Annotated in this window: 27 protein-coding genes and 1 tRNA gene; 12 read left to right on the forward strand and 16 right to left on the reverse strand. The window is 68.6% G+C overall.

The annotated features are described in order from the left end of the window. Nucleotides 1-8 precede the first annotated feature (8 nt). From AB5I40_RS32590 to AB5I40_RS32600, 3 genes are all read left to right on the forward strand, one after another. Entirely contained in the window at nt 9-1,088 is a 1,080-nt protein-coding gene (locus AB5I40_RS32590; protein WP_370934044.1) for a PucR family transcriptional regulator, read from the forward strand. Between the two features lie 115 nt (nt 1,089-1,203). After that, nucleotides 1,204-1,752, forward strand: coding sequence for a nuclear transport factor 2 family protein (locus AB5I40_RS32595; RefSeq protein ID WP_370934045.1), 549 nt, complete (start codon nt 1,204-1,206; stop codon nt 1,750-1,752). Nucleotides 1,753-1,819: 67 nt separating this feature from the next. Beyond that, on the forward strand, nt 1,820-3,508 hold the full coding sequence (locus tag AB5I40_RS32600; protein ID WP_370934046.1) for a fatty acyl-AMP ligase: 1,689 nt from the start codon (nt 1,820-1,822) through the stop codon (nt 3,506-3,508). Nucleotides 3,509-3,575: 67 nt separating this feature from the next. On the opposite strand, the gene AB5I40_RS32605 is transcribed toward AB5I40_RS32600, so the two are convergent. The 3 genes from AB5I40_RS32605 to AB5I40_RS32615 form a co-directional block, all read right to left on the reverse strand. Continuing rightward, nucleotides 3,576-3,944, reverse strand: a complete 369-nt coding sequence (locus tag AB5I40_RS32605) for a DivIVA domain-containing protein (RefSeq protein ID WP_370934047.1) — start codon at nt 3,942-3,944, stop codon at nt 3,576-3,578. Nucleotides 3,945-4,236: 292 nt separating this feature from the next. Continuing rightward, nucleotides 4,237-4,830 (reverse strand): aminoacyl-tRNA hydrolase, encoded by a 594-nt coding sequence (gene pth / locus AB5I40_RS32610; protein WP_370934048.1) that lies wholly within the window; start codon nt 4,828-4,830, stop codon nt 4,237-4,239. A 10-nt stretch (nt 4,831-4,840) separates the two neighbouring features. Continuing rightward, nucleotides 4,841-5,440, reverse strand: coding sequence for a 50S ribosomal protein L25/general stress protein Ctc (locus AB5I40_RS32615; RefSeq protein WP_370934049.1), 600 nt, complete (start codon nt 5,438-5,440; stop codon nt 4,841-4,843). A 325-nt stretch (nt 5,441-5,765) separates the two neighbouring features. Here AB5I40_RS32615 and AB5I40_RS32620 point away from each other — a divergent pair, with 325 nt between their 5' ends. Beyond that, entirely contained in the window at nt 5,766-6,881 is a 1,116-nt protein-coding gene (locus AB5I40_RS32620) for a hypothetical protein (RefSeq protein ID WP_370934050.1), read from the forward strand. Nucleotides 6,882-6,983: 102 nt separating this feature from the next. After that, entirely contained in the window at nt 6,984-7,628 is a 645-nt protein-coding gene (locus tag AB5I40_RS32625; protein WP_370934051.1) for an NAD(P)-dependent oxidoreductase, read from the forward strand. 49 nt (nt 7,629-7,677) lie between these two features. On the opposite strand, the gene AB5I40_RS32630 is transcribed toward AB5I40_RS32625, so the two are convergent. Beyond that, the gene (locus tag AB5I40_RS32630) at nt 7,678-8,523 is read right to left on the reverse strand and encodes an esterase/lipase family protein (protein WP_370934052.1); all 846 of its coding nucleotides are present in this window, start codon (nt 8,521-8,523) and stop codon (nt 7,678-7,680) included. Between the two features lie 122 nt (nt 8,524-8,645). Here AB5I40_RS32630 and AB5I40_RS32635 point away from each other — a divergent pair, with 122 nt between their 5' ends. Beyond that, nucleotides 8,646-9,320 carry a TetR/AcrR family transcriptional regulator gene (locus tag AB5I40_RS32635; protein WP_370934053.1) on the forward strand — a complete coding sequence of 225 codons (675 nt, stop codon included), beginning with the start codon at nt 8,646-8,648 and terminating at the stop codon, nt 9,318-9,320. Here AB5I40_RS32635 and AB5I40_RS32640 read toward each other — a convergent pair. Then, nucleotides 9,256-10,128, reverse strand: coding sequence for a TIGR03621 family F420-dependent LLM class oxidoreductase (locus AB5I40_RS32640; RefSeq protein WP_370934054.1), 873 nt, complete (start codon nt 10,126-10,128; stop codon nt 9,256-9,258). The genes AB5I40_RS32635 and AB5I40_RS32640 overlap by 65 nt on opposite strands. A 96-nt stretch (nt 10,129-10,224) precedes the next feature. Between AB5I40_RS32640 and AB5I40_RS32645 the strand changes: the two genes are divergently transcribed. Beyond that, complete coding sequence (locus tag AB5I40_RS32645) at nt 10,225-10,650, forward strand: pyridoxamine 5'-phosphate oxidase family protein (RefSeq protein WP_370934055.1); 426 nt, start codon at nt 10,225-10,227, stop codon at nt 10,648-10,650. A 414-nt stretch (nt 10,651-11,064) separates the two neighbouring features. On the opposite strand, the gene AB5I40_RS32650 is transcribed toward AB5I40_RS32645, so the two are convergent. The 4 genes from AB5I40_RS32650 to AB5I40_RS32665 all read right to left on the reverse strand — a co-directional run bounded on the left by AB5I40_RS32650 (nt 11,065) and on the right by AB5I40_RS32665 (nt 15,425). Beyond that, nucleotides 11,065-12,045, reverse strand: coding sequence for a ribose-phosphate diphosphokinase (locus tag AB5I40_RS32650; protein WP_116200125.1), 981 nt, complete (start codon nt 12,043-12,045; stop codon nt 11,065-11,067). Next, nucleotides 12,042-13,538: a bifunctional UDP-N-acetylglucosamine diphosphorylase/glucosamine-1-phosphate N-acetyltransferase GlmU gene (glmU, locus tag AB5I40_RS32655; protein ID WP_370934056.1), complete on the reverse strand. Its 1,497-nt coding sequence runs from the start codon at nt 13,536-13,538 to the stop codon at nt 12,042-12,044. Before glmU ends, AB5I40_RS32650 begins: the two co-directional genes overlap by 4 nt. Nucleotides 13,539-13,583: 45 nt before the next feature. Then, on the reverse strand, nt 13,584-15,263 hold the full coding sequence (locus AB5I40_RS32660) for a diguanylate cyclase domain-containing protein (protein WP_370934057.1): 1,680 nt from the start codon (nt 15,261-15,263) through the stop codon (nt 13,584-13,586). A 90-nt stretch (nt 15,264-15,353) separates the two neighbouring features. Continuing rightward, a tRNA-Gln gene (locus AB5I40_RS32665) sits at nt 15,354-15,425 on the reverse strand. 197 nt (nt 15,426-15,622) lie between these two features. Between AB5I40_RS32665 and AB5I40_RS32670 the strand changes: the two genes are divergently transcribed. Next, the gene (locus AB5I40_RS32670) at nt 15,623-16,582 is read left to right on the forward strand and encodes an acyl-CoA desaturase (RefSeq protein ID WP_344280279.1); all 960 of its coding nucleotides are present in this window, start codon (nt 15,623-15,625) and stop codon (nt 16,580-16,582) included. Nucleotides 16,583-16,801: 219 nt separating this feature from the next. Then, nucleotides 16,802-17,392 carry a TetR/AcrR family transcriptional regulator gene (locus tag AB5I40_RS32675; RefSeq protein ID WP_134667546.1) on the forward strand — a complete coding sequence of 197 codons (591 nt, stop codon included), beginning with the start codon at nt 16,802-16,804 and terminating at the stop codon, nt 17,390-17,392. Between the two features lie 4 nt (nt 17,393-17,396). Here the strand turns inward: AB5I40_RS32675 and AB5I40_RS32680 are convergent, their stop codons facing one another. The 3 genes from AB5I40_RS32680 to AB5I40_RS32690 are packed head-to-tail and all read right to left on the reverse strand — an operon-like array spanning nt 17,397 to nt 18,719. Then, a complete protein-coding gene (locus AB5I40_RS32680; protein ID WP_370934058.1) occupies nt 17,397-17,777 on the reverse strand; it encodes a VOC family protein in 381 nt (126 codons plus the stop codon). After that, a complete protein-coding gene (locus AB5I40_RS32685; protein ID WP_370934059.1) occupies nt 17,777-18,175 on the reverse strand; it encodes an NUDIX domain-containing protein in 399 nt (132 codons plus the stop codon). The genes AB5I40_RS32680 and AB5I40_RS32685 overlap by 1 nt, the downstream gene beginning before the upstream one ends. Nucleotides 18,176-18,185: 10 nt before the next feature. Next, nucleotides 18,186-18,719, reverse strand: a complete 534-nt coding sequence (locus AB5I40_RS32690) for a MarR family winged helix-turn-helix transcriptional regulator (protein ID WP_370934060.1) — start codon at nt 18,717-18,719, stop codon at nt 18,186-18,188. A 31-nt stretch (nt 18,720-18,750) separates the two neighbouring features. On the opposite strand from AB5I40_RS32690, the gene AB5I40_RS32695 reads away from it, so the two are divergent. After that, on the forward strand, nt 18,751-19,467 hold the full coding sequence (locus tag AB5I40_RS32695; RefSeq protein ID WP_370934061.1) for an SDR family NAD(P)-dependent oxidoreductase: 717 nt from the start codon (nt 18,751-18,753) through the stop codon (nt 19,465-19,467). Nucleotides 19,468-19,469: 2 nt separating this feature from the next. Here AB5I40_RS32695 and AB5I40_RS32700 read toward each other — a convergent pair whose 3' ends face one another. From AB5I40_RS32700 to AB5I40_RS32710, 3 genes are read right to left on the reverse strand one after another with little or no spacing between them, the layout of a single operon-like run. Next, the gene (locus tag AB5I40_RS32700; protein ID WP_370934062.1) at nt 19,470-20,621 is read right to left on the reverse strand and encodes a sorbosone dehydrogenase family protein; all 1,152 of its coding nucleotides are present in this window, start codon (nt 20,619-20,621) and stop codon (nt 19,470-19,472) included. A gap of 19 nt (nt 20,622-20,640) precedes the next feature. Further along, on the reverse strand, nt 20,641-21,294 hold the full coding sequence (locus AB5I40_RS32705; protein WP_037820214.1) for a response regulator transcription factor: 654 nt from the start codon (nt 21,292-21,294) through the stop codon (nt 20,641-20,643). After that, nucleotides 21,291-22,415 (reverse strand): sensor histidine kinase, encoded by a 1,125-nt coding sequence (locus AB5I40_RS32710; RefSeq protein ID WP_370940660.1) that lies wholly within the window; start codon nt 22,413-22,415, stop codon nt 21,291-21,293. The genes AB5I40_RS32705 and AB5I40_RS32710 overlap by 4 nt, the downstream gene beginning before the upstream one ends. A gap of 146 nt (nt 22,416-22,561) precedes the next feature. Between AB5I40_RS32710 and AB5I40_RS32715 the strand changes: the two genes are divergently transcribed. After that, nucleotides 22,562-23,167, forward strand: coding sequence for a class I SAM-dependent methyltransferase (locus AB5I40_RS32715; RefSeq protein ID WP_370934063.1), 606 nt, complete (start codon nt 22,562-22,564; stop codon nt 23,165-23,167). Further along, nucleotides 23,139-23,645: a DedA family protein gene (locus AB5I40_RS32720; RefSeq protein WP_370934064.1), complete on the forward strand. Its 507-nt coding sequence runs from the start codon at nt 23,139-23,141 to the stop codon at nt 23,643-23,645. Before AB5I40_RS32715 ends, AB5I40_RS32720 begins: the two co-directional genes overlap by 29 nt. Here AB5I40_RS32720 and AB5I40_RS32725 read toward each other — a convergent pair. Next, the gene (locus AB5I40_RS32725; RefSeq protein ID WP_370934065.1) at nt 23,623-24,399 is read right to left on the reverse strand and encodes a helix-turn-helix domain-containing protein; all 777 of its coding nucleotides are present in this window, start codon (nt 24,397-24,399) and stop codon (nt 23,623-23,625) included. The genes AB5I40_RS32720 and AB5I40_RS32725 overlap by 23 nt on opposite strands. Nucleotides 24,400-24,445: the final 46 nt, after the last annotated feature.

Raw genomic sequence — 24,445 nt, forward strand, 5'->3', positions numbered from 1 at the left:
ATCGGCGGATGGACGACGACGTTCCGCGGCTGTCGATGCTGCGCGCCGACACCACGTCGGTACTGCGGCTGATCGCGCATTTCGACGCGCTGACCGGCCTCGCGCCCGACGCGGTGGTCCGGTCGGCGGCGCTCGTCGCGGGTTGCCCGGTCGGCGCCGTCCTCGGCGGGGAATCCGTCTGGTTCGACGGCGCGGGCTCGCCGATTTCCGGACCGCCGCTGGACGACGTCCAGATCGACCGGCCCGCACCGCATCCGCTCGACGTCGTCCTGCTCGACCAGCTTCGCCGCGCCCTGCGCACCACCCGGCCCAGTCCGTCGCTCCGGCTCGGCGAACCCGGCCTGCTGGAGATCGCCGTCTCGTCCCGCGAACAACGCCGGGATCGCTTGCGCGCCCTGCACTTGCTTGGCTACGACCTAGACCAGCCGGTCACCGCTTTGGTGCTAGCCGGTGCTCCGGAAGACGGCCTCGACGCGCTCGCCCGCGCCGGAGCCGGTCGGCTGCACCACCACCGCTTGGGCCGCCTGACCCTCGCGCTGACCCAAGGCGGCCCAGCGCCGCGCGAGTTAGCCGGGCGCTTGCACAACGACCTCGCCGCCCGCCATCCGGCTTCAACGGGACTTGACCGAGCCGTGGACATCTGGATCGGCATCGGCGAGCCAGCCGCGGCAGCTGACGCGCCCGTGTCCTGGCAGCAAGCCCGCACCGCGCTGCGCTTCGCATCGTCCACTGTGTTCGGTCGCCGAGCCGTACCGTACGGACCGCTCGGAGTCCTTGTCCTGCTTGCGGAATTGCCGCCGTCCCAACTCGCGGCGACCCCCGGCGTAGCGGCGCTCGAAACCCATGCCCGGACGCCCGGCGGAGCACTCGACGTGGAAGCGCTTGAGTCGTACTGCGTCTTCGGCGCGCTCCGGCGGACGGCAACCGAATTGAACCTCCACCACAGCACCGTCGCGGCTCGCCTGGGCCGGATCGAAGCGGCGACCGGCTGGCGGCTCGAAGACGCGATGGACCGCTTCCAAGCGACGTTCGCGCTGCTGGCCCGGCGATTGGTGACGTCGGATCGCACGCTGGGCGACGTCGGGTAGGCGACGCCCGTCGCGCCGACCGGCCGGATCCGGCGACGCGCGTCGGCTGACCCGCCGGGGCTCGCCAGCGACGATCGAGCACGCGCAACGACGCGCGTTTCCCGGAGGGACGCCCATGATCGACCCCACCCGCACCTGGCAGATGCTCGAACAGCGGCTCGAGACGACCACGAATCCCCGGCACCGGCAGGTGCTCGAGATCGTCCTGGAACACATGAAGGCCGAAGCCGAGCCGGACCTCGATCGCCTGATGGCGACGGTCAGCAAGGACGCCGCGTATCACTTCTGGGGCGCGAGCGGCGACAGCGGACCGAAGGGCCACGACGGCGTCCGCGAGTACTACGCGGCTTTCGTGGCGAGCAAGGCGAACCACCTCGAATACCGGATGGACCGCCTCATTGTTGACGATCATGCTCTGGTCACCGAGGGAGATCTGCACATGCTCCTGCCAGGCGCGACCGCGCAGCAGATGGGTTTCCCGGCGGACGACGCCGACGCGGACTACCTGTATGTCAGCAGGCAGCTGATCGTGTGGCCGGTCGACGAGGACGGCCTGATCACCGCAGAGGATTCGTACACGTCCGGGCCGCTGGAATTCCGGAAACTGACCCGCGACGAGCTGCCGCAGGCGTACTTGGACCGGGTGCGTCCGCAACCCGTCTGACGCCGGACATCCGCTGTTCACGCCGCCGCGGGCGGGGCGGGAAAAACCGGACAGTAATCTGACGCACATGAGTCGGTTTGTGGACACACTCGTCGGGACTGCGGCGGACCGGGGGCAACGGCGCGGCATGGTGACCGGCGAGCCCAAGGAGCCGGTGCGCCGGACCTGGGCCCAGGTGCACGACGAAGCGCGCCGGATCGCGGGCGGGCTGGTCAGCGGCGGTTTGAAGCCGGGAAGCGCGGTGGCGGTGCTGGCCGCCGCGCCGGTGCTCATCGCGCCGACCGTGCAGGCGGTGTGGCTCACCGGCGGCAGCGTGACGATGCTGCACCAGCCGACGCCGCGCACCGACCTCGCCGAATGGGCCGAGGACACGGTGAAGGTGCTCGAGATGATCGGGGCCGAGCTGGTCGTGCTGGGCGAACCGTTCGACCAGCTCGCCCCGGTGCTCGAGGGCAAGGGCATCAGCTACCGGCTGATCTCCGAACTGGCCGCTGCCGAACCGCTGGCCGAGATCGTGAAGACCGCAGAGGGCGACACCGCGCTGCTGCAGCTGACCAGCGGATCCACCGCGGAACCGAAGGCCGTCCGGATCACCTACGGCAACCTGTACACCAACGTCAAGGCGATGGTCGACCGCGCGGAGTTCGAGTTCGACACCGACGTGATGGTGTCGTGGCTGCCGACCTTCCACGACATGGGCATGGTCGGCTTCCTGACCGTGCCGATGACCTTCGGCGTCGAACTGGTCAAGATCACCCCGGTCGAATTCCTGACCGGTCCGCTGATCTGGCCGGAACTCATCAGCAAATACGGCGGCACCACGACGGCCGCGCCGAACTTCGCGTACGCCATCGTCGGCAAGCGCATGGCCCGGGTCGAGGACGACAATGCCTACGACCTGTCGAAGCTGCGCATCGCCCTCAACGGCGCGGAGCCGATCGACGAAACGGCCGTGCAGACCTTTGTGGACGCCGGGAAGCGCTTCAAGATGCCGCCCGAGTGCGTGTTCCCCGCTTACGGCATGGCCGAGGCGACGCTGGCGGTCTCGTTCGCGCCGCTGTTCACCGGCCTCACCCTGGACGTCGTCGAAGCGGATGCCCTGGAGGCCGACAACCGCGCAGTGCCGGTCCCGGAAGGCGACCCTCGGCGCGGCACGGACGAGGTGCGCTCATTCGCCCTGCTGGGCCGCCCCTTGGACGGACTTGAAGCGGACATCGTCGACGAATCCGGTGCGGTTCTGGGCGAACGCCAGGTCGGCGAGATCCGCCTGCGCGGCGAGGCCGTGACCCCGGGCTACCTGACCGTCAACGGCCCGCTGAACACCCAGGACCCGGACGGCTGGATGAAGACCGGCGACCTGGGTTACCTGGCCGGCGGCCAGATCGTGATCTGCGGCCGGCGCAAGGACGTCATCATCATGGGCGGCCGCAACCTGTACCCGACGGACATCGAACGCGCCGCGGGCTCGGTGGACGGCGTCCGGGCGGGCAACGCGGTCGCGGTCCGCCTGGACGCGGGCAGCCGCCGCGAACGCTTCGCCGTGGTCGTGGAATCCAAACTGGCCGGTGACGCCGCCGAGGAAACCCGCCTGTCCAAGGAAATCGCCGCAAGGGTCCGAGACGCGGTCGACATGCGCCCCTTCGCGGTGGTGGTGCTTCCGGCGGGGAGCTTGCCCAAGACCCCTTCCGGCAAGGTGAAGCGGGCGGCTACCGCGGTGCAGTACGCGGAGAAGATCGCTAAGAACGCCGATAGTTGATCTTTTCCGCGCCGGAACGCGACGAAGGCCGCTGCGAGGGATCGCAGCGGCCTTCGCGTCTAGGTCTTTACCGGCCGGGCAGCCGTTCGGCCGGTGCCTCGGCGACAACAGGCCAGGAGGCGCGTCCCGCGGTGGCCTCGGTGTGGTCGCGGCTTCCCGGGATCATCGGGGCCCGCCTTCCGGACAGTTCGGCCAGCTGCGCCTCCACCTCGTCGAGGAACTGGTCGACCTCGCGCTCGTCGTACCCGCGCTTGCCGATCAACGGCTTGGAGAACAGCACGTGGTGGACCTCGGCCGCGGTGAGGTCGTCCTCGTCGGCGATCGTCTTGGCGATCCGCCGCACGAAGTCGTCGACCTCCTGCTTGGCGTAGCCGCGCCGGCCGATCGGGGCGTTACCGAAAGCGACCTCAGCGAGATCCTCGGCGGTAAACGACATGGATCATTCTCCGATTCAGGGGTCGGGGTGATGCGTTCTCCTGAATCCGTCCTAACCGGTCCCGGCCACCCCGGGAAGCCCGCAGCCGCCCGGACGACTCGATCAGGGCCCCAGAAGCCGCCCATCGAGTGAGAATTCCATCACGCACGGCCACAGCCGCTCACCCACACGCACAACGTGCGGAGGGGCCTGAACTCCCCAATGTGGCATTGGGTGCGTAGGACGCACCGAACGCCACATTGGGTGCGTCAGATGCACCCAATGCCACATTGGGGCGGAACCGGGCAAAAAATCAGGCGGCGTGGAAAGCGTTCTGCGCCGCCGCCAGCCCCCGCGAAATCAACGCCTCGGTCGCGTCCGCGCACCGGTCGACCTCGAACGGGAGCTCCTTGCGCTCGACCGTCGAGAAATCCTTCAGCACGAAATCCGCCGGATCCTGCCTGCCCGGCGGACGCCCGATGCCGAAGCGCACGCGGTAGTAGTCACGCGTGCCGAGCGATTTGGTGATGGACCGCAGTCCGTTGTGGCCGTTGTCGCCGCCGCCGAGCTTGAGCTTCAGCGCGCCGAAATCGACGTCCAGCTCGTCGTGCACCACCACGACGCCGGACGGCGGGACCTTGAAGAACCGGGCCGCGCCGACCACCGGACCGCCGGAGAGGTTCATGAACGACCGCGGCTTCACCAGCACGACGCGGGCGCCCGCGAGCCTGCCCTCGAGCACCTCGGCCCCGCTGCGGTGCGCCTTGAACTTCCCGCCGATCCGGCCGGCCAGTTCGTCGAGCACCATGAACCCGACGTTGTGCCGGTTCCCGGCGTACTGCGGCCCGGGATTGCCAAGGCCGGCGAGCAGAATCTGCTCGCCGGCCCCTGGCACGTCTTCGCTCACGAAAGAGAGCTTATTCGGCAGCTTCGGCGGAGGCTTCCTCGGCTTCGGCGTCCTCGTCAGCGGCACCGCGCGGGGCCTCGTTGACGGCGACGACGAGCGCCTCGGCGTCGGTGACCAGCTCGGCGCCGGCGGGCAGGGTGACCTCGCCCGCGGTGATCTGGGTGCCGGCCTCGATGCCCTCGACGGAGACCTCGAACTGCTCGGGGATGTGCAGCGCCTCGACCTCGACCTGGATCGTGTCGAGGTCCTGGGCGACCAGGGTGCCCGGGCCCGCGGTGCCGGTGACGACGACCGGGACGTCGACGGTGACCTTCTCGCCGCGCTTGACGACCAGCAGGTCGACGTGCTCGATGTAGTTCTTGAGCGGGTGGACCACGATGGTCTTGGTCAGCGCCAGCTCGCTGGAGCCCTCGAGGTCGAGCGTGATGACGGCGTTGGTGCCGTTCTCGCGGACGACGCGGGCGAACTCGATGGCCGGCAGCGCGAAGTGCCGCGGGTCCGAGCCGTGCCCGTAGAGCACCGCGGGGATTTTGCCGGCGCGACGGGTGCGGCGGGCGGCACCCTTTCCGAACTCGGTGCGCGGTTCGACGGAAAGACGTACCTCGGACACGGTGTAGCACTCCTTCAATCACACGACGTGCGGCAGGGGGCGGCGGGGATCGTCGATCTCTGCTCGGGGGCGGTTGTGCACGGCGGCGAGATTGCGGGCGCGAAATGACCACGGGGCTTCTCGAGCCGCCGCGTCGATCACGCCGGGCACCTACAGGCGCACCCGCCTCGCCGAGACAACCCGAGAAGTGTAAACCAGCCGGTCCGCGCGGGCACCCACCGGGTCGGCCCACGCTCCCCCTCGCGGGTGGGTGACGACACAATTCCCGTGCCGCCCGTCGATCTCTTGGGGGTGGCATGATTCCCGCGAAAGAGGGGCGGCCGACATGCGGGCTAGATGGACTGCGACAGCACTGGTGCTGCTGGGTGGGCTTCTCGCGGGCTGCCAGGTCGCGGTGACCGGCACGGCGGGACTGTCCGACGCTGACCGGCAGCTGGCCGAGCAGCGCGCGCAGCAGCAGACGGCGGTCGACGCCGCGCTTCAGGCGTTGGAGCAGGCACCGGCGCTGCAGTACGACGCGACGCTGAAGGACGGCGCCGGCAACCCGGCGACGCTGACGTACCGCGTCGCGCGCGACGGCAACGGCTTCGGCGCGCTGCCGCTGGAAGGCAAGTCGGTGCGGATCACCGAACCGGACGGGCAGCTGTACCTCGCGGCCGACGCGGACTACTGGAAGTCGCACGGGCTGGAGGAGAACAGCACCCAGTTCGGCGGCGGATGGGTGCACACCGTCGGGAGCGAACTGCCGGTCGACCCGGCTGCGCGGCTGGCCCCGCCGAAGCTCGCCGGCGAACTGCGCAAGGCGCTCGGCGGACTCGGCTCTGGCGCTCCGCAGAAGCAGAAGCTGCCGGACGGCACCGAGGTGTACGACCTCGGCGGCGCGCTCCAGGTGACCACCGCCGAACCGCACCGGGTCGCCGGGTTCGCGCCGGCACTGCTCGACCCGCGCGGCGGCCCGAAGCTGGGCGCGGCGTTCCGGGTCCGGCCGCTCAGCGTCGCGGAGATCAAGCAGTTCCACACCGATTTCAACGCCGCGGTCGACGCGATCGGGCAGCCGTTCGACGGGCTCGCGCAGGCGAGCGTCACGGTGCTCAACGACAAACTCGACTGCCAGGATTACGTCGGTTCCTGCAAGACCACTGTGGACGTTTCGAACAGCGTCGTCGGCAATCAGCCGGGCTCCAAACCGAATGTGCACATCAAGCTCTCGGTGGAGATCAGCGCGGACTCGCTCGGCTCGCAAACCTGCGCCACGGAAGGCGACGCCGCCGCGGACGCGACCATCACGATGTCCTGCTCGGTCAAGTTCACCCTGCCCAACCGCACCGCGAGCTACCAGGTGCTGGCGAAGCCGACGGCGGTCGCCGAGGTGCGGTCGGCGGTCGACGCGAACGCGGTGAAGGCGAAACTGGCCACCGCGTTCGCCGCGCTCGGCGGCTGACCTGCACGCTCACCTCGGGGTGCGTTTCTTCCGTTGAAGTAGCCGAAGGCCCGTCCTTACCATCGGCTGCGACGAGACGGACTTTCTTTTCGAGGAGCGGCAATGAGCAAGCTGGTGGTGTTCGGCGCAACGGGATTCGCCGGCGGCCGGATCACCGACGAGGCGCTGCGGCGCGGGCACTCCGTGACCGGGGTCGCGCGCAAGGCCGAGGGCTTGCCCTCCGGTGTCGAGGCGCGGTCGGGGTCGATGCACGACGCGGACTTCGTCGCTTCGGTGGCCAAGGGCGCGGACGTGCTCGTGATCGCGACGCCGGGCCGCGCGGACGACGAGGGCCGTCGCCTGGTGGACGCTCTGCCGACGCTGGTGGAAGCGGCCCGGGCGAACGGCGCGCGGCTGGCGATTGTCGGCGGCGCCGGTTCGTTGCGGGTCAGCGAAGACGGGCCGCGCGTGATCGACACCCCGGAGTTCCCGGAGGAGTACAAGCCGGAGGCGGGCAGCCATGTCCTCGTCCTGGAGGCGCTGCGCGAGCTTCCCGCGGATGTCGACTGGTTCTACGTCAGCCCGGCGGCCGAGTTCGGTTCCTGGATCCCTGGTGAGCGCACGGGCAAGTTCCGTCTCGGCGGCGACGTGCTGGTCAGCGACGCCGAGGGGCGGTCGCACATCAGCGGTGCGGACTTGGCGATCGCGTTCTTGGACGAGATTGAGGAGCCGAAGCACTCGCGGGCGCGGTTCACGTTGGCTTACTGATGGTGGAACCCGGTGGTGCTTGTTGGCACCACCGGGTTTTTGCTGTGTGTCAGCCGGGGGATCCGGCGGTGCAAAGGAATTTCTCGGCGTGCGCCGGGTCGAGCGCGTTGGTGACCAGGTTCCAGACGTTGAGGTCGTAGGCCTCGCCGATGTGTCCGACGGGGTCGAACGGGCAGGTGTCCTGGACGTATTCGTTCGTGACGCCCGGCTCGCGCACGAAGGACGTTTCGGTGGGCGTGACCAGTTCGTCGAACCGCGATGTGAGCACGGTGTAGCGCACGCCGGGCTGCGCGATGGGACCGTTCGTGAGCGTCTGGACCGCGCTGCCGTCGGTGATCAGGTTGTCGCAAGCCGGGCAGCCGAACGCGGTGAGCGCCTTGCCGACCTCGTCGCGCGCGCCCAGCAGATACGCCAGCTTCGTCAGCCCGGCGAACGTGGTGCCGTGCGTGGGCGGCGCGATCGACACCACGGAGCCGATGCGGTCCGCGATGCCTTGCGTCTTCGTGACGTACAGGGATTGGAAGCCGCCCTCGGAGTGGCCGACCAGATCCACTTGCGCCGCACCGGTTTCGGTCAGTACTTCGCCGATGAACTGCTTGATTTCCGTTGCGGAGTCGGCGATCGGGCGGAGTCCGCCGACGACCGGGAACTGCGGGTACGCGCCGTAGGTTCGGCTGAAGGTGCAGTATCCCTTGGCCGCGACGTGATCCTGCAGATAGTTCAAGTCCTCATAGGACGTCGCGCCGAGTCCGTGCAGGAACACCACCGGACGCGGATGCGCCGCGCTCGGCCGGCACGCGGGATCGTTGACGCCGCCTGCCGTGGCGGCGGTGGCTGGGGAGGCGAACGCGGCGGTCAGCAATGCCGCGGCGGCCAGGACGATGCGCAACCTCATCGGAGCGGTCCTTCCCTGTCGTCCTTGACAGAGTCCTTGACACTGGATACCCGTGGGTATTGGATACCTGAAGGTATTGAGCGGGCTGAGCCAGTGTCAACCCCCGGATGAGGGAGAAGCCGATGACCGGCCGGACGCGGCCGACGCGGGCGGAGACCCGGCGGCGCATCCTCGACGCGGCCTTCGCCGTGTTCGGGGAACAAGGCATCGCCGCGACGAAACTGACCGAGGTCGCCGCGGCGGCCGGGCTGACGAAGGGCGCGGTCTACTCGAGTTTCGCGTCTAAAGACGAGCTGGTGCTGGCGTTGATGGAAGAGCACGCCGCGCACCGCCTCGAGGCGAGCCTGGCGAGTTTCGCCGAAGCGGACGACGGCGGCGCGGGGCTCGCGAACGTCGCCGCGGTGCTGATGTACGAAATGCGCGCCGACGCGGTGTGGCACCGGTTGCTGGCCGAGTTTTTCGCGATGGCGCACCAAGACGACCGGCGGCGCGACGCATTGCGCCGGCGCCGCCGGGAGGTTCGCGACACGATCGCGCGTGCGTTGAACCGGCTCGCCGAGGGGTTGGACCTCGAACTTCCTTTGCCTGCCGAGGAATTCGCCGTCGTGCTGCTCGCGTTGAGCAACGGTTTGGCTGTGGAAGCCGACATCGACGACGAAGCTGTGCCAGACGGTCTACTCGGCAAGGTGCTGACACTCATCGCTGGCGACGCCGTCGCGAAGGTGCAGGCGGCTAGCGACCTCGCAGCTCAGCCACCACCGGAGCGAAAGTCTCCAGCATCGCCTCGAAAACGGTGAAGTAGGAGAAGCCGTACCGTTCGCGGTGGGCGATCAGCTGCTGCACCATTTCGTCCACTGTGCCGAAGAGCAGCTGCGGCGCTTTGAGCAACTCGTCGACGTCCGCAGCGCTGCGTTCCTCGGTCTCGGCGTGCCATTCCGCGGCGGCCTGGCGGCGATCATCGGTGACCACGACGCGCTGGATCAGCATGTTGTAGTCGATCTCGCGATCCCCTGCGAGGGAACGGAAATACGCGACCCGTTCGTCCATCGTCACGTCGTTGTCGAGCACGAACGTGCCCGGCGGACGCCCGCGATCCTGGCGGAGACCGGCGAACCCGGCGATGTCCGCCTGTTCCGCCGCGAGCTTCAGCACGCCGTCGCTGTTGCCCGCGATCAGCAGCTTCGGCATACCGCCCTCGTCCTCGACGCGCGTGCGCAGTTCGGCGAGACCTTCGGTGAGGTACGTGATCCGGTCGGCGGCTTTGCGCCACGGAAGCCCGGCGTCGTCGAACTCGTGTTTCATGTGGCCCGAGCCGAGCCCGAGTTCGAAGCGGCCTTGGGTGAGTTTGTTGGTGGTGGCGACATCGCGGGCGAAGAGCGCCAGGTTGTAGAAGGGCACATTGGACACCAAGGTGCCGACCCGCACCCGCTCGGTCACCGCGGCGGCGGCCGTGAGCGCGGGGAACGGAGACAACCGCCCCGGCCCGAGATGGTCGGGCACGGTCAGGTGGTCGTAACCGAGTTCCTCGGCGCGCCGGCATTTTTCGGTCCACTCAGCGCCGTCGGCCGTGAGCCGCAGGCTGACGCCGAATTCGAATTTCCCCATGGCAGTGACGCTAGCCAGTCCCGGACGGGTGACGCATCGGTTTTCGCCGCCGGCGGAACCCGGTTTTTGTCGTACCCCGTCGCTAGCTTCGGAGGCATGGTGTTGTCGATTGAAGAACGGGAACAGTTTCTGGCCGAACCGCACATCGGCGCGCTCGCCGTGGTCGAGCGCCCCGACCGCGCGCCGCTGACGGTGCCCATCTGGTACCAGTACACCCCGGGCGGCGAGCTGTGGGTGATCACGGAACCGAACTCGCGCAAGGCAAAGGCGATCGAGGCGGCGGGCCGGTTCAGCCTGATGGTGCAACGTCTCGAACCGACGGTGCGGTACGTCTCGGTGGAGGGCCCGGTGGTGCGGACGCGGCCGGGCAGCTACGAGCTGACGTGGGAGATGGCTTCGCGGTACCTGCCAGCGGACAAGGTGGCCGGGTATGTGGAGTACGAGCGGACGCAGCTGGGGGAGCACATGGCGATCCATATGCGGCCGGAGAGGTGGTTGTCTTCGGACATGGGCGCGGTGTGACGGCACCCCGGTGAGGGGCTAGCGATGAGGAGGGAAGAGGGAGGGGTGTCTTTGGCCTGGCGGTAGTGGTGCGGCTGCTCCGAGGTGACGCGACTTGGAGCCGCCGAGGTCGCCTGCGCTCGGCATGCCTGTGCTCGGCGTGCCTGTGCTCGGCGTGCCTGTGCTCGGCGTGCCTGTGCTCGGCGTGCCGTGGTTGGTGTCCCCGCGCCCGGCGTACCTCGGTTGGCGGGCCTGGGCTCGGCGGTGCCGCATGCCTCGCCGCGCGCCACCTGGCACCGGCCGCATCGCTCAGGCAAGCATCCCCGGCACCCGGCCGCAGTCACCAAACAACGCGACCCGAGTCAACCGATGCGACCTGTCTCAGGCCGCACCCGCCAACTCGGGCCGCGTCGTTCAAAGCCGTTCAGAAAAGCGTCAGGCGTTGCCGTCGAACAGCGAGGTGACCGAGCCGTCCTCGAAGACCTGCTGGATGGCCTCCGCGAGCATCGGCGCGATGGACAGCACCGTCAGTCCCGGGAAGCGCTTCTCTTCCGGGATCGGCAGCGAGTTCGTCACGATGACCTCGCGCGCCTTGCACTGCGACAGCCGCTCAGTCGCCGGGTCGGAGAGGATGCCGTGCGTGGTCGCGATGACCACGTCCGCCGCTCCCTCTTCCAACAACGCCTCAGTGGCCTTCACGATCGTGCCGCCGGTGTCGATCATGTCGTCGATCAGCACGCAAAGCTTGCCCTCGACCTTGCCGACCACGCGGTTCGCCACCGCCTGGTTCGGCTTGTCCGGGTCGCGCGTCTTGTGGATGAACGCGATCGGCCGGTCGCCGAGCTGCTGCGCCCACTTCTCCGCCAGGCGCACGCGGCCCGAGTCCGGCGAAACAACGGTGATGTCCGCGTTGCCGTACGTCGACTTGATGTGGTCGGCGAGGACCGACTGCGCCATCAGGTGGTCGACCGGGCCGTCGAAGAAGCCCTGGATCTGCGCGGTGTGCAGGTCGACCGTCATGATCCGGTCCGCGCCCGCGGTCTTGAACAGGTCCGCGATGAGCCGCGCCGAGATCGGCTCGCGGCCCTTGTGCTTCTTGTCCTGGCGGGCGTACGGATAGAACGGCATGACCACGGTGATCCGCTTGGCGCTCGCGCGCTTCAGCGCGTCCACCATGATCAGCTGCTCCATCACGTACTCGTTGATGGGCGTGGTGTGCGCCTGGATCACAAACGCGTCGGTACCGCGCACCGACTCCTCGAACCGCACGAACAGCTCGCCGTTGGCGAACGTGTGCGCGGTCTGCGGGGTGATCGTCACGTTGAGGTGCTTGGCGACCTCTTCCGCGAGCTCGTGGTGCGCACGGCCGGAGAAGAGCATCAGATTCTTCTTCGGCGTACCTGACTTCGGACTCATGCTGGCGACTCCCCGTCGGTTCCTGCTGCTGACTCGGACACAACGGTGTCCTGCTGCTGGGCGGCGAGAGCAGCTTCCGCTGCCTCCGCCGCGGGCGTGCCCGGCCTGCGCCGGACCGCCCAGCCTTCGATGGTGCGCTGCGGACCGGCCGACAGCGCCAGTGAGCCAGGCGGGACGTCGTCGCGGATCACCGCACCGGCTCCACTGTAAGCGCCGTCCCCGATCCGCACCGGCGCGACCAGCGTGTTGTCCGCCCCAAGCCGGACATGCGAACCGACAACGGTCTGGTGCTTGGCCACCCCGTCGTAGTTCACGAACACACTGGAACAGCCGATGTTGCTGTGCTCGCCGACGATCGCGTCGCCTACATAAGTGAGATGCGGCACCTTGGTTCCGGTGCCGATTTGCGCGTTCTTCGTCTCGACGAACGCGCCCAGCTTGCCCTTCGCGCCGAGCTTCGTGCCCGGCCGCAGGAACGTGTACGGACCGACATTCACGCCGTCGCCCAGCTCAGAGCCGGAACCGTGTACGCGGACCACCGAAGCGCCCGCGCCGATCTGTACGTCGGTGAGCGTGGTGTCGGGGCCCACAACGGAGCCCTCGCCGACCGAGCAACGGCCCTTGAGCTGCGTGTTCGGCTCGATCAGCACGTCACGGGAGAGCGTGACGTCCGCCTCGATCCAGGTGGTGTTCGGGTCGGTGACCGTGACGCCTTCGCGCTGCCAGCGGCGCACGATGCGGCGGTTGTACTCGGCCCCGAGCACCGAAAGCTGCACGCGGTCGTTGACGCCCTCGGTGACCCACGGGTCGTCGACCACCAGCGCGCCGACGCCCTTGCCGTCCTCGCGCGCGATGCCGAGGACGTCGGTGAGGTAAAGCTCACCCTGCGCGTTGTCGGTGGACAGCCGCGACAGGCCGTCGATCAGCACGGCCGCGTCGAAGGCGTACACCCCGGAGTTGATTTCGGTGATCGCCCGCTGGTCCGGCGTCGCGTCCTTGTGCTCGACGATCGCGCTGACCGAGCCGTCGGCGCCGCGGACGATGCGGCCGTATCCGGTCGGGTCGGCGACCTCGGCGGTGAGCACGGTGACCGCGTTGCCCGCCTTGGTGTGCTCGGCGCGGAGCGACTCCAGGGTTTCGGTGTCCAGCAGCGGGACGTCGCCGTAGCTGACGACCACGGTGCCGGTGAGTCCGTCCGGCAGTTCGGCCAGCGCGCACGAAACGGCGTGCCCGGTGCCCTTCTGCTCTTCCTGCACGGCGGTGGCGACCTCGCGGCCGAGCGCCTGCCCGACCCGGTCGAGTTCGGCGCGCACGGCGTCGCGGCCGTGTCCGATCACGACCACCAGATGCTGCGGCGCGAGGCCGGCGGCGGCGCGCACTGCGTGTTCCACCAGCGGCCTTCCGGCGATCGGGTGCAACACCTTAGGAGTGGAGGAACGCATGCGGGTGCCCTCACCCGCAGCGAGGATCAGCGTGCTCAGCGGGCCGCTCACGAGTCTCCCAACGATTCACCGGTGCGTTGACGAGCACCAACGATCCTACGTGGGGTCCTCAGCGCTCCACGCGGGGTCGGTCGGAGCCGTTTCCCCAGGCCAGCCGCCCATGCCGTCGCCCGCCATCGAATTGGCCGACGCTACCTGGTTGCCACCGCCGCGTTTCGCTTCGTACATCGCCGCATCCGCGCGCGCGAGCACCTGCTCGGCCCGCTCCTGCGGACGCAGCGACACGAGACCAATGGACAAAGTCACACCGTGCGAGAGGTGATGCGGCAGTGTCGCGACGGATTTGGCCGCGCGGCCGAGCGCCATCTTCGCCGCCGACGCCGGTGCGCCGGGCAGCAGCACGATGAATTCGTCGCCGCCGTAGCGGGCCACGACGTCGTCGCCGCGCAAAGCGTCGCGGAGAGTGCTTGCGACAACACGCAAAACGTTGTCGCCTTCGGCGTGCGACTGCTTGTCGTTGACGCCCTTGAACCCGTCGAGGTCGACCAGTGCGACCGCGAGCGGCTGCGCGTCTGCCGACGACGCCAGCGAGCGCAGCCGTTCGTCGAGCGCGCGCCGGTTCGGCAGGCCGGTGAGCGGATCCTGCAGCGCCTGCTGGGTGATCGCGCCGTGCTCGGCGGACAGCCGTTCATGCTCGCGGCGCGCGTTCAGGGTGGCGATCTGCGATTCGCGCAGCGCCCACATTTCGGTTTCCAGCGCGGTCGCGTAGTCGATCAGCGACTGGCTCGCGGCTTCCGGGTCGAGCCGGGCGAGTTCGCGGGAGAGGGTGAGCCGCATCGACGGCTGCGAGACGTCCTCGGCCAGCACGTCGCGGGCCTCGCGCAGCACCTGCAGCGCGTCGCTGCGACGGCCGGCCTGGTCGAGGCAGCGGGCCAGCGCGATGGCGACCAGCTCCTGCTCGTGCGGATAGTGGTGGCCGAGATGCATGCCCTGCAGCCGTTCGACGTGCTCGGCGGCCGGGTCGTGCAGCGCGAGCGCCGCGGCCAGCACGCCGACCTGGTCGACCGCCGACACCCCGATCTTGCGCGGGAACAGCGATTCGGCGAACGGGCCTTCCGCGGCCACCGCCATCGACGCGGCGGTGCGGAACTTCTCCGCCGATTCGTCGTACTGCTCGATCCGCTCGAGCCGCAGGCCCCAGCCGAGCAGCATCTTGACCCGGTTCATCAGCTGCAGGGTGATCTCGTGCGGGCTCGCGCTTTCCCGGATCGCCTGGTGCGCGCGGCCGATCACCTCTTCGGCGGCCTCGTAGACGCCGAGCTGGTTGAGCACTATCCAGCAGTCGATGAGCGCCATCGACTGCATGCGGTTCCAGTTGCGGACGCCGACCTGGCGGTCCGGGATCGTGGAGTCGTCGAGGATCGCGAGCGCGCGGGCGATCTCGGTGAGCGCGGCGTCCTCTTGCGCGGCGAGCACGAGCCGTCGTCCGCGCAGCGCGTGCGCGTCCGCGCGAAGCAGCGAAAGACCGTGCCGGCGGGTGTGCGCGAGCATCTCGTCGAGCCGGGGTTCGGCCTCGGCGGCGAGGCCGCGGGTGACGAGCCGGGAGAAGGCGGAGGCGCGCAGCAGCTGGGCGACGAGCGTGGGTTCTCCCCGGCGCAGAGTCTCCTCGAGCAGCTCGTCCATGATCTTGACGATCTCGAGCTGGTTTTCGTGCTCCTGGCGCTGAACGGCCGCGATGAGTTCCCGCGCGCGCCCGACCAGCCACGCGTCCGACATCTCGACCAGGGTCGGGCGACGGGCGCCCGCGGGGTCGCTCGGTTCCTCGCTCAGCCGCCCCCACTCCCATCGCCCTCGCCGGATGTGCAGCTCCGCCGCCAGGATTCGAACCTGAACTGTCAGAACCAAAATCTGAAGTGCTGCCGATTACACTACGGCGGATCGGTCCTGGTCAGGATAGCGATGATCGAGGACGGGGGCGCCAGGAGGGGGAGGCGTGCGCCACAGGGCCGTCCCGGGCACCGGGCAATCGGACTTTTCGGGCCTCCACAGCGCCGGAAACCTCCTGTACCGTAACTTACGACACCGTAGGTAAGGGCACCCTTCGCAAGGGGTTGTGAGAGGAAAGAAGTGAGCGCATGACGGCCACCCTCGATCGTTCTCAGTCAGCGGGCGACCCGCCGAAGGGCCCCAAGCCGATCATCGACGGACAGCGCGGGATCGGCGTTCAGCTGTCGGTGTACTTCGGGGTGCTGCTGCCGATCGTGGCGCTGCTGGTCGCGGTTCCGTTCGCCTGGGGCTGGGGCCTGACCTGGCTGGACGTCGCGCTGTTCGTCGTGTTCTACGGGATCAGCGGGCTGGGCATCACCGTCGCCTACCACCGCTACTTCACCCACGGTTCGTTCAAGGCCAAGCCGTGGCTGCGCGTCGTGATGGCGATCGCGGGCAGCATCGCCTTGCAGGGGCCGGTGATCACCTGGGTGGCCGACCACCGGCGCCACCACGCGTTCTCCGACCGCGACGGCGACCCGCACTCGCCGTGGGCGTACGGCACCTCGCCGCTGGCCATCGCCAAGGGTTTCTGGCACGCGCACATGGGCTGGCTGTTCGACCGCGACCAGAGCAACCAGGCGCGGTTCGCGCCGGATCTGGTGAAGGACCCGGCCATCCGCAAGGTCGACGACCTGTTCTGGCTGTGGTCGCTGGTGAGCCTTTTCGGACCGGCGCTGCTGGGCGGGCTGATCTCGTGGTCGCTGTGGGGCGCGGTGACCGCGTTCTTCTGGGCTGGTCTGGTCCGCGTGTGCGTGCTGCACCACGTGACCTGGTCGGTCAACTCGATCTGCCACATGATCGGCGAGCGCCCGTTCGCCGCCCGCGACCGTTCGGCGAACTTCTGGCCGCTGGCGATCTTCTCCTTCGGCGAGTCGTGGCACAACCTGCACCACGCGGACCCGACCTCGGCCCGGCACGGCGTGAAGCGCGGCCAGATCGACATGTCGGCGCGGCTGATCTGGATGTTCGAGAAGTTCGGCTGGGTGCACGACGTCCGCTGGCCGACCCCGCAGCGGCTGGCCCGGATCGCGGCCGAGGCCAAGTAGGTTTCCCTTTGCCGGGCTGAGTTTCCCGGCGCGCGCTCGTGAATGAACCCCGTCACTCGGCGGGGTTTATTCCTGTTTAAGCCCGCGACGACGAGCGGCTCGCTGCAGCCCGCCTGGCCCAAGCCCGCTACCCTGCTGCGAATGGCGGGGAGACGACGGGCGAAGCGAGAAGTAGCGGTCACCGGCGCGCGGCCGGCCGCACCGGTCGCCCGGGTGCGCATGACGGGCAGCGAGCGCAGGCAGCAGCTGCTCAACGTGGCACGCGCTCTGTTCGCCGAAAAGGGTTTCGACGGCACGTCGGTCGAGGAGATCGCCGCGCGGGCGAACGTGTCCAAACCGGTCGTCTACGAGCACTTCGGTGGCAAGGAAGGCATTTACGCCGTCGTCGTCGACCGGGAGACGCAGCTGCTGCTCGACCGGATGATCTCGACGCTCCACGGCGGACATCCGCGGGTGATGCTGGAGCAGGCCGCCGTCGCGTTGCTGAGCTACGTCGAGGATTCCCACGACGGGTTCCGCATTCTCGTGCGCGATTCCCCGGTCGCCAGTTCCACCGGCACGTTTTCGACTGTCCTCAACGACATCGCCAGCCAGGTCGAGCACATCCTCGCGCAGCAGTTCGCCGCGCGAGGGTACGAGGAGAAGCTGTCCGCGCTTTACGCGCAGGCGCTCGTCGGCATGGTCGCGCTGACCGGGCAGTGGTGGCTGGACGCACGCAAACCGAAGCGCGACGAGGTCGCCGCGCATCTGGTGAATCTCGCCTGGAATGGCTTGTCGCACCTGGAAAACAAGCCCCGGCTGCTCGGCTGAGTCTCTATCCGCCGGACGGCGCGTTGCTCAGATCCACTACGCAGAACAGATTGCCGTCCGGGTCGGCGAGGACGACGAAGTCCGGCTCGGGCGGGTAATGGTCCCAGTCGACCCGTTGCGCGCCCAGTCCGATGAGTCGTTCCACTTCGGCGCGTTGCTCGTCCGCGGTGTCGGTGTAGAGGTCCAGGTGCAGCCGCGGCTTCGGTTCGGCGGGTGATTCGCTGCGCATCAGTCCCAGCGCGTGCGCGCCGCCGGGGTGGGCCAGGGTTCGCCACGACTCAGTCGCCCATTCCGGATCCTCGACGAGCCCGAGCGCCGCGGACCAGAACCGCATCGCGCGGTCGACGTCGGCGACTCCGAGCACTGTTGTCCCGAGTCGCAGCATTAGGCGAGTTTTCCTTGTGCGTGCAGGTCGTCGAGGATCAGCTGGACCGTCGCCGACACCCGGTCGCGGTCGGCGTGGGCGAGCCAGCCGAACGACTCGATCTCGCTGCTCGGCTTCAGTTCGCCGGCGTACTCCGCGGTGTAGCAAGTCATCCGCACCACGACGCCGTCCGCTTTGCCGTGCGCCTGCGCTTCCCAGGCTCCGGCCAGTTGCGCGGACGCCGGATCCAGCGTGACGCTCAGCTCCTCGGCGATCTCCCGGACCAGCGTTTCGACGTCCGACTCGCCCTCTTCGCGTTTCCCGCCGGGCAGGTACCAGGTGTCCTTGCCAGCGGAACGCGCGGCGAGCAGCTTGCCGTCGACCACGTGCAGCCAGGCGACTTTGTCGATGGTGGGCATGTCCGCCACCTTACCTTCGCGCCCGCCGGTCGAGGTCCGCGAGCAGGATGCGCAGGAGATCGGCCAGCTGATCGCGCTGCGCCGGGGACAGCGCGGACACCAGGGTTTCCTCGTGTTCCAGCAGATCTCCGACGGTTCGCTCGATCAGCTCGTGACCGGCCTCGGTCAGTTCGACGTACACCCCGCGACGGTCCGAAGTGGACTTCACCCGGCGGACATGGCCGTCGCGTTCGGCGCGGGCGGTCTGCTGGGAGATCGCGCCCGGGCTGACCCGGCAGTGTTTCGCGAGTTCGCCCGCGCTGAGCCGGTACGGCGGCCCGGCGCGGCGCAGCGTGCTGAGCAGGGTGCGGGTGGAGGCGTCCATCCCGAGCTCCAGCATCGTCGCGCGCCGGTCTTCCTCCAGCAGCTTCGCGATGTGCCAGATCCGCGTGATCACGCCGATGGACGACACCGGCGTGCCCGGCCGCTCTCGCAGCCACGCCCGCTGAATCTCGTCCACCTCGTCGCTTGACGGGTTTTCCCCGCCGCCGGTACCGTCGTCCACAAGAGGTACTTTAGCAATAAAGGACGTGGGGATGAATCGGGACGTAGTAGTGACCGGGGGCAGCACCGGAATCGGATACGCGACCGCCGCGGCGTTTGTCCGGGACGGCGACCGGGTCACGATCACCGGACGGCGCGAGGACGTGCTCACCGAGGCGGCGACGCTGCTCGGCGCGCGTGCGGTGAGCTTCGACGCGAGCGATCCCGAGGCGGTCGAGGCGGCGTGCGAGCAGTTGCCCGAACGGGTCGACGTACTGGTGAACAACGCTGGCGGCAACACGGATTTCCTGCGCTCCGACGGTCGGGGGCTAACGGCGCTCGACGCCGCCTGGACGGCCAACATCCGGGCGAATCTGTTCTCCGCCGCCTTCGTGACGTCGGCGCTGGGGGAGCGATTGGCCGACCACGGGCGCATCGTCACCATCGGCTCGATCGCCGGGCACACCGGTGCTGAGTCGTATGGCTGGGCGAAAGCCGCGGTGGAAGTGTGGAATACCGAAACCGCTCGCCAATTCGGTCAGCGGGGGATCACCGCGAATATTGTCGCGCCGGGGCTGATCGTGGACACGGAATTCTTCCGCGGCAAGCTCTCAGCCGAACGCCAGGAGCGGCTGGTCGAGAACACGATGACGAAACGCGCGGGCAAACCGGAGGATGTCGCCGAGGTGGTGCGTTTCCTTGCTTCCCCGGAGGCCGGACACGTCACCGGCCAGGTCGTGCACGTGAACGGCGGCGCGTACGTCGGCTGAGCTCAGCTTGGCGTCACGCGCAGCACTTTGTCGTTGCTGCCATTGGAAGTCGTCACGTACAGCGCGCCGTCCGGGCCGCTTCGGGCTGCTCGCAACCGGCCGAATTTGTCGTTGAATTCCGCGGGCAGCGTCACTCCGGTGACCTTCGCGGCCGCGTCCAGATGCAGCAGCAAAAGCTTCTGTCCCTTCAATGCCACCACGACCAGCGCGCCTTCGTTCGCGCCCCACTGCTTGCCGGTAAGGAACGCGTCGCCGCTGGTCGCTTCGGTGATCTGCCCACTGGTCCACAGTGGACGAACCGCGTCCGGGAACCGGGTGGTGTCGGTCATCGGCACGCTCTCGTCGTAGCTGGTATCGGTGCCGCCCTTCGACGGATCCCAGCCGTAATTCCCGCCTGGCCGCAGGAGATTCACCTCGTCGTCGAACGCCGGTCCGTGTTCGGAGGTGACCACCTGCCCGGTGCCCGGCCGGATCGCGACGCCTTGCACGTTCCGGTGGCCGTAGGTGTAGATCCGGCGTTCATTCGGGTCCGTGGACGACAGGAAGGGGTTGCCGGGCAACGGTTCCCCGGTCTTCGCGTCGATCCGCAGCACCTTGCCGCCAAGGCTGTGCCGGTCCTGCGCCACCGTGGACCGCGCGGTGTCGCCGGTGCCGACGAGCAGCGCGCCGTCGGGAGCGAGCGTCGGACGGCAGCCGGAATGCCGTCCGCTCGGGTTCACCGGCAGCCCGGTCAGCAGGTCGCGCACCTTGGCCGCGCTGGCGCCGTCGTCGGCGAGCCGCCAGGTGACGAGCCGGACGTCCACCGCGCGTCCGTTTTCCTGGTGGGTCTGGCAGGTGGTGAACTCGCGCGACGTCGCGAAATCCGCAGCCAGGACCAGGCCCATCAGACCGCCTTCGCCACGCACGAGGACGTCGGAGAAATCGGCGTGCACGTCGGTCTTCCGGCCGTCGCGGATCAGCGCGAGCTTGCCGGGGCGCTGCGGCACGAGCAGCGAACCGTCGGGAAGGAAGGCGACGTCCCAGCCGTGTTCGAGGCCGTCCGCGACCTCCTGGACGGCGAACTTCCCGGGCTCAGCCGGAGCCGGGACACTCGCTGGCGCGGGCGAGCAGGCGGCGAGCAGCAGAACGGAGGCGAGCAACGCGACGACACGCATGTGTCCAGCATGCCCCGATTCAGCCGCCTGGACGTACCAATCCGGATTCATACGCGAACACGACCGCGTGCACCCGATCCCGCAGCCCGAGCTTGTTCAGCAACCGCCCGACGTGCGTCTTCACCGTCGTCTCGCCGATGAACAGCGTCCCGGCGATCTCGGTGTTCGACAGTCCGCGGGCGATCAGGCCGAGCACGTCCTTCTCGCGTTCGGTCAGCGTCTCCAGTTTCTGCTCGTCGAGCGGCGTCCGGTGCGCGCTGAGATAGCGGTCTAGCAGGCGTTTCGTCACCGACGGCGACACCATCGCGTCGCCGCGCAGCACGCCCCGGATGGCCACCAGCATCTCGTCCGACGGCGCGTCCTTGACCAGGAATCCGCTGGCCCCGGCACGAAGCGCGGAGTAGGCGTACTCGTCGAGGTCGAAGGTCGTGATCACCAGCACCGAGGTGTCCGGCAGTTCGGCGCAGATCTGCGCGGTGGCCGCGACGCCGTCGAGCACCGGCATCCGGACGTCCATCAGCACGAGATCCGGCCGTCGCGCGCGGGCGAGTTCGACGGCTTCCGCACCGTCGCCCGCCTCGGCGACCACCTCCAGGTCGGGCTGGCTGTCGACGATCATCCGCAGCCCGACGCGCACCAGCTCCTGGTCGTCGCAGATCAGCACGGACGTCATGCGGCGTCCGTCCGCAGAGTCGCCGATACGCGGTAGCCGCCGTCCGGCAGCGCGCCGGTTTCGAGCTTGCCGTGGTACATCGCGACGCGCTGGGCCATGCCGGTGAGGCCGCGCCCGGACCCGGGCAGTCCCGCCGCGACTGGCTGGCGTCCGCCGGAGTTGGTGACTTCGACGTGGATTTCCGGACCGGCGAACGTGACCCGGACCCGGCCGGTCGCGTCGGGCGGCGCGTGTTTGAGCATGTTGGTCAAGGCCTCCTGGACGATGCGGTACGCCTGAAGCGCGACGCCGGCGGGCAGGTCGGCGATGTCGCCGTTGACTTCGAGGGTGACATCGCGGCCGGACTGCGCGACGAGCGTGCGCAACTGATCGAGCGTCGGCTGCGGAGCGCGCGCGGGTTCGCCGGCGTGCATCACTTCCAACAGCCGCCGAAGCTCGGCGAGCGCGGAACGGCCGGTTTTGCTGATGGTGTCGAGCGTACGGTCGACAGCGTCCGGGTCGTGATGGCGTGCGAGCTTCGCTCCTTCGGCGTTCAGGACGATCACGCTCATGCTGTGTGCGAGTACGTCGTGAAGCTCTCTCGCGATCCTTGTGCGCTCTTCGGCGACTGAAGCGCGACTGCGGGCCTGTTCCTCGGATACCGCCAGTTCCGTTCTCAGTCGTTCTTCTTCGGCGAGCTGTTCCTTCGTGCGGAAGAACGCGCCGAGCGCCCAAGCCGCCAGGTACAGCGGCAGTGTGCCGAAGATGGTGAGCGTCGGGTTCAGAGTGTTGGTGCCCCAGGTGAATCCCCAGAAGGTGTCCAGGCCGGCGACAGCTACCGCGAAGCCGATGAACCATCTGTCGCCGGCTTTGACGAGCGTGTACAGGACCACCGCCATTGCGAGGTCGCTACGGCCGCGGTCATACGCCCACACCTCGTTCGTATAGACGACAGCTACTCCGATGAGGATCAGGAGCGCGACTGTGCGCGGGTAGCGGCGACGGAGCAACAGAGGGAGCAGGAACAGCATCGAAACCATGCGCAGCAGCCAGGTTTGCTGATCCGCGATGTTCGGTCCGAAGGCGATGAAGACGGCGTACAGCGGCAAGTCCAGCAGCCAGCGCTGCTTGCGCCCCCACATGACCAGTCTCCGCACGAAACGAACGTAACGCGAGACCGTCGTCGCGCGCGTCGTTCCGGAGGATGGCCGGGGTCCTCCGAGCGAACGACTTTTCCCGCCGACCGAGCCGATCCGCGACGACCGAAGCGCCTCCTACCGTCGAAAACATGTCGATTACCAGGGAGTTCTTCCGGCACCCGATGCGAACCGGCGCGATTGCCGCCAGCTCGGCACGGCTGGCCGGAGTGATGACGGCAGGGCTGGGCATCGAGAGCGCGCACAGTGTCGTGGAGCTGGGGCCGGGGACGGGCGTGTTCACCGAAGTGCTGCTTCGCATGCTTCAGCGCGACGCGCACTTCACCGCGGTGGAAATCAACACGCACCTCGTACAGGAGCTACGCGAACGCTTCCCGTCGATACACATTGCGGAGGGCTCTGCGGAACACGTCGCGGCGTACGTGACGATGCCGGTCGACGTGGTCGTCTCCGGTCTGCCGTGGACAGCTATGCACGCCGCACCCCAGGCCGCGGTACTGAACTCCGTCTGCGAGGTGCTTTCCCCGCAAGGCCGCTTCACCACCTTCGCGTACGCGCACACCTCTTGGACACCGCCAGCGCGTCGATTCGCACGGTTGCTGCGAAGCCGCTTCGCGGTTGTCGAACGCACCAGCGTGGTTTGGCGGAACCTGCCGCCTGCGTACGTCTACCGCGCGGCCTTGCCGGTGCGGTCGGGACTGGACCGGTATGGACAGCCTGCTTCAGCCGCTTCTTGACGCTCCCGCGCCGCTCGTCTACCTGATCTGCGCGCTGGTGATCATGGCTGAGACCGCGCTGCTGCCTGGCATTGTGCTGCCGACGCTGTCCACCTTGCTGCTCATGGGTTTCCTGGTGCAGCGCGGGACTTTACAGCTGTGGCCAGCGCTCGCGGTCTGCGTCGCGTCGGCGCTTGCGGGGGACCAGCTCGCGTACTGGGAGGGACGACTGTGGGGCCCGAGGCTGCGTCGGTCTCGCGTAGGGCAGCGGATCGGCGAAGCGAAGTGGGACAAGGCCGAAGCGACCGTCGCGCGTTATGGCGTACCAGCCGTTGTCCTAGGGCGGTGCCTCGCTGGCGTACGCACTCTCGTGCCGCGCGTCGCGGGTTCTGCCGGACTGTCATACCGACGCTTCTTCATCGGAAGCTTGTGCGCGGCGGTGCTGTGGGCGGGTGTGGAGTTGACGATGGGTCAGGTCACCGGTTGGGTCGTGCCTTGAGCAGCTCCGCCGTCGAAGCGTCGGCGGGCAGGAACGTTTCAAGACTCAGCTCAGCGACCGTCACGTCGACCGCAGTAGCGAACTGCGTGATCGCGGTAAGCAGCCGAAGCTCGCCAGCCGAACTGGACAGCTGCAGCGGCACCGCGAACCCGAGGTGGTCACCGGTCGGTTCGCCAGGCGACGGCAGATAACCGGTGAGCTCATCCAACAATGCCTGATGCCGCGGATCAGGCCCGTGCGCCAGACCACGCCGAGGACGTTCAAGCACATGCTGCGCCCAATCCGCGAAGTTCTGGATCCGCGGAGCCATCCCACGCGGGTGCAAGGCCAGCCGCAGCACGTTGATCGGCGGCTCGAGCAGTTCCGCCGCGACGCCCTCGGTGAGCAGAGCGAAGCCGTCATTAGCCGCGACGAGATCGCCGTAGCGATTCACGACCAGCGCCGGGTACGGCTCGTGCCCGGCGAGCAGCGCGCGCAGCGACTCCAGTACCGGCGTCAGCGCGGGGTCGTCCAGCCGCGTTTCGGGGTAGACCGGCGCGTATCCGGCGGTCAGCAGCAGGGCGTTGCGCTCGCGCAGCGGCAGGCCGAGCGCCTCGGCGACGCGCACCACCATGCCGCGGCCGGGCAGCGAACGGCCGCGTTCCATGAAGCTGACGTGGCGTTGCGTCGTCCCGGCTTTCAGCGCGAGGTCGAGCTGGCTGAGCCTGCGGCGGGAACGGGCGTCGCGCAAGGCGTCGGCGAACGTGGTGGGCACCTGCGCGATTCTGGCTGAGGGTTCGGATGCTGGGCCATTCCCCGCA

The organism is Amycolatopsis sp. cg13 (assembly GCF_041346965.1).
Lineage (GTDB): Bacteria > Actinomycetota > Actinomycetes > Mycobacteriales > Pseudonocardiaceae > Amycolatopsis.

What these genes read in the sequence shown, in the direction of transcription:
- AB5I40_RS32620 (WP_370934050.1), top strand. Translation starts at nt 5,766, where the DNA reads ATGCGGGCTAGATGGACTGCGACAGCACTGGTGCTGCTGGGTGGGCTT.
- AB5I40_RS32635 (WP_370934053.1), top strand. Translation starts at nt 8,646, where the DNA reads ATGACCGGCCGGACGCGGCCGACGCGGGCGGAGACCCGGCGGCGCATC.
- AB5I40_RS32645 (WP_370934055.1), top strand. Translation starts at nt 10,225, where the DNA reads ATGGTGTTGTCGATTGAAGAACGGGAACAGTTTCTGGCCGAACCGCAC.
- AB5I40_RS32700 (WP_370934062.1), bottom strand. Translation starts at nt 20,621, where the DNA reads ATGCGTGTCGTCGCGTTGCTCGCCTCCGTTCTGCTGCTCGCCGCCTGC.
- AB5I40_RS32650 (WP_116200125.1), bottom strand. Translation starts at nt 12,045, where the DNA reads ATGAGTCCGAAGTCAGGTACGCCGAAGAAGAATCTGATGCTCTTCTCC.
- AB5I40_RS32640 (WP_370934054.1), bottom strand. Translation starts at nt 10,128, where the DNA reads ATGGGGAAATTCGAATTCGGCGTCAGCCTGCGGCTCACGGCCGACGGC.
- AB5I40_RS32605 (WP_370934047.1), bottom strand. Translation starts at nt 3,944, where the DNA reads ATGTCGTTTACCGCCGAGGATCTCGCTGAGGTCGCTTTCGGTAACGCC.
- AB5I40_RS32660 (WP_370934057.1), bottom strand. Translation starts at nt 15,263, where the DNA reads ATGTCGGACGCGTGGCTGGTCGGGCGCGCGCGGGAACTCATCGCGGCC.
- AB5I40_RS32675 (WP_134667546.1), top strand. Translation starts at nt 16,802, where the DNA reads ATGACGGGCAGCGAGCGCAGGCAGCAGCTGCTCAACGTGGCACGCGCT.
- AB5I40_RS32670 (WP_344280279.1), top strand. Translation starts at nt 15,623, where the DNA reads ATGACGGCCACCCTCGATCGTTCTCAGTCAGCGGGCGACCCGCCGAAG.
- AB5I40_RS32705 (WP_037820214.1), bottom strand. Translation starts at nt 21,294, where the DNA reads ATGACGTCCGTGCTGATCTGCGACGACCAGGAGCTGGTGCGCGTCGGG.
- AB5I40_RS32630 (WP_370934052.1), bottom strand. Translation starts at nt 8,523, where the DNA reads ATGAGGTTGCGCATCGTCCTGGCCGCCGCGGCATTGCTGACCGCCGCG.
- AB5I40_RS32595 (WP_370934045.1), top strand. Translation starts at nt 1,204, where the DNA reads ATGATCGACCCCACCCGCACCTGGCAGATGCTCGAACAGCGGCTCGAG.
- AB5I40_RS32600 (WP_370934046.1), top strand. Translation starts at nt 1,820, where the DNA reads ATGAGTCGGTTTGTGGACACACTCGTCGGGACTGCGGCGGACCGGGGG.
- AB5I40_RS32710 (WP_370940660.1), bottom strand. Translation starts at nt 22,415, where the DNA reads ATGTGGGGGCGCAAGCAGCGCTGGCTGCTGGACTTGCCGCTGTACGCC.
- AB5I40_RS32680 (WP_370934058.1), bottom strand. Translation starts at nt 17,777, where the DNA reads ATGCTGCGACTCGGGACAACAGTGCTCGGAGTCGCCGACGTCGACCGC.
- AB5I40_RS32720 (WP_370934064.1), top strand. Translation starts at nt 23,139, where the DNA reads ATGGACAGCCTGCTTCAGCCGCTTCTTGACGCTCCCGCGCCGCTCGTC.
- AB5I40_RS32695 (WP_370934061.1), top strand. Translation starts at nt 18,751, where the DNA reads ATGAATCGGGACGTAGTAGTGACCGGGGGCAGCACCGGAATCGGATAC.
- AB5I40_RS32685 (WP_370934059.1), bottom strand. Translation starts at nt 18,175, where the DNA reads ATGCCCACCATCGACAAAGTCGCCTGGCTGCACGTGGTCGACGGCAAG.
- AB5I40_RS32715 (WP_370934063.1), top strand. Translation starts at nt 22,562, where the DNA reads ATGTCGATTACCAGGGAGTTCTTCCGGCACCCGATGCGAACCGGCGCG.
- AB5I40_RS32590 (WP_370934044.1), top strand. Translation starts at nt 9, where the DNA reads ATGGACGACGACGTTCCGCGGCTGTCGATGCTGCGCGCCGACACCACG.
- AB5I40_RS32625 (WP_370934051.1), top strand. Translation starts at nt 6,984, where the DNA reads ATGAGCAAGCTGGTGGTGTTCGGCGCAACGGGATTCGCCGGCGGCCGG.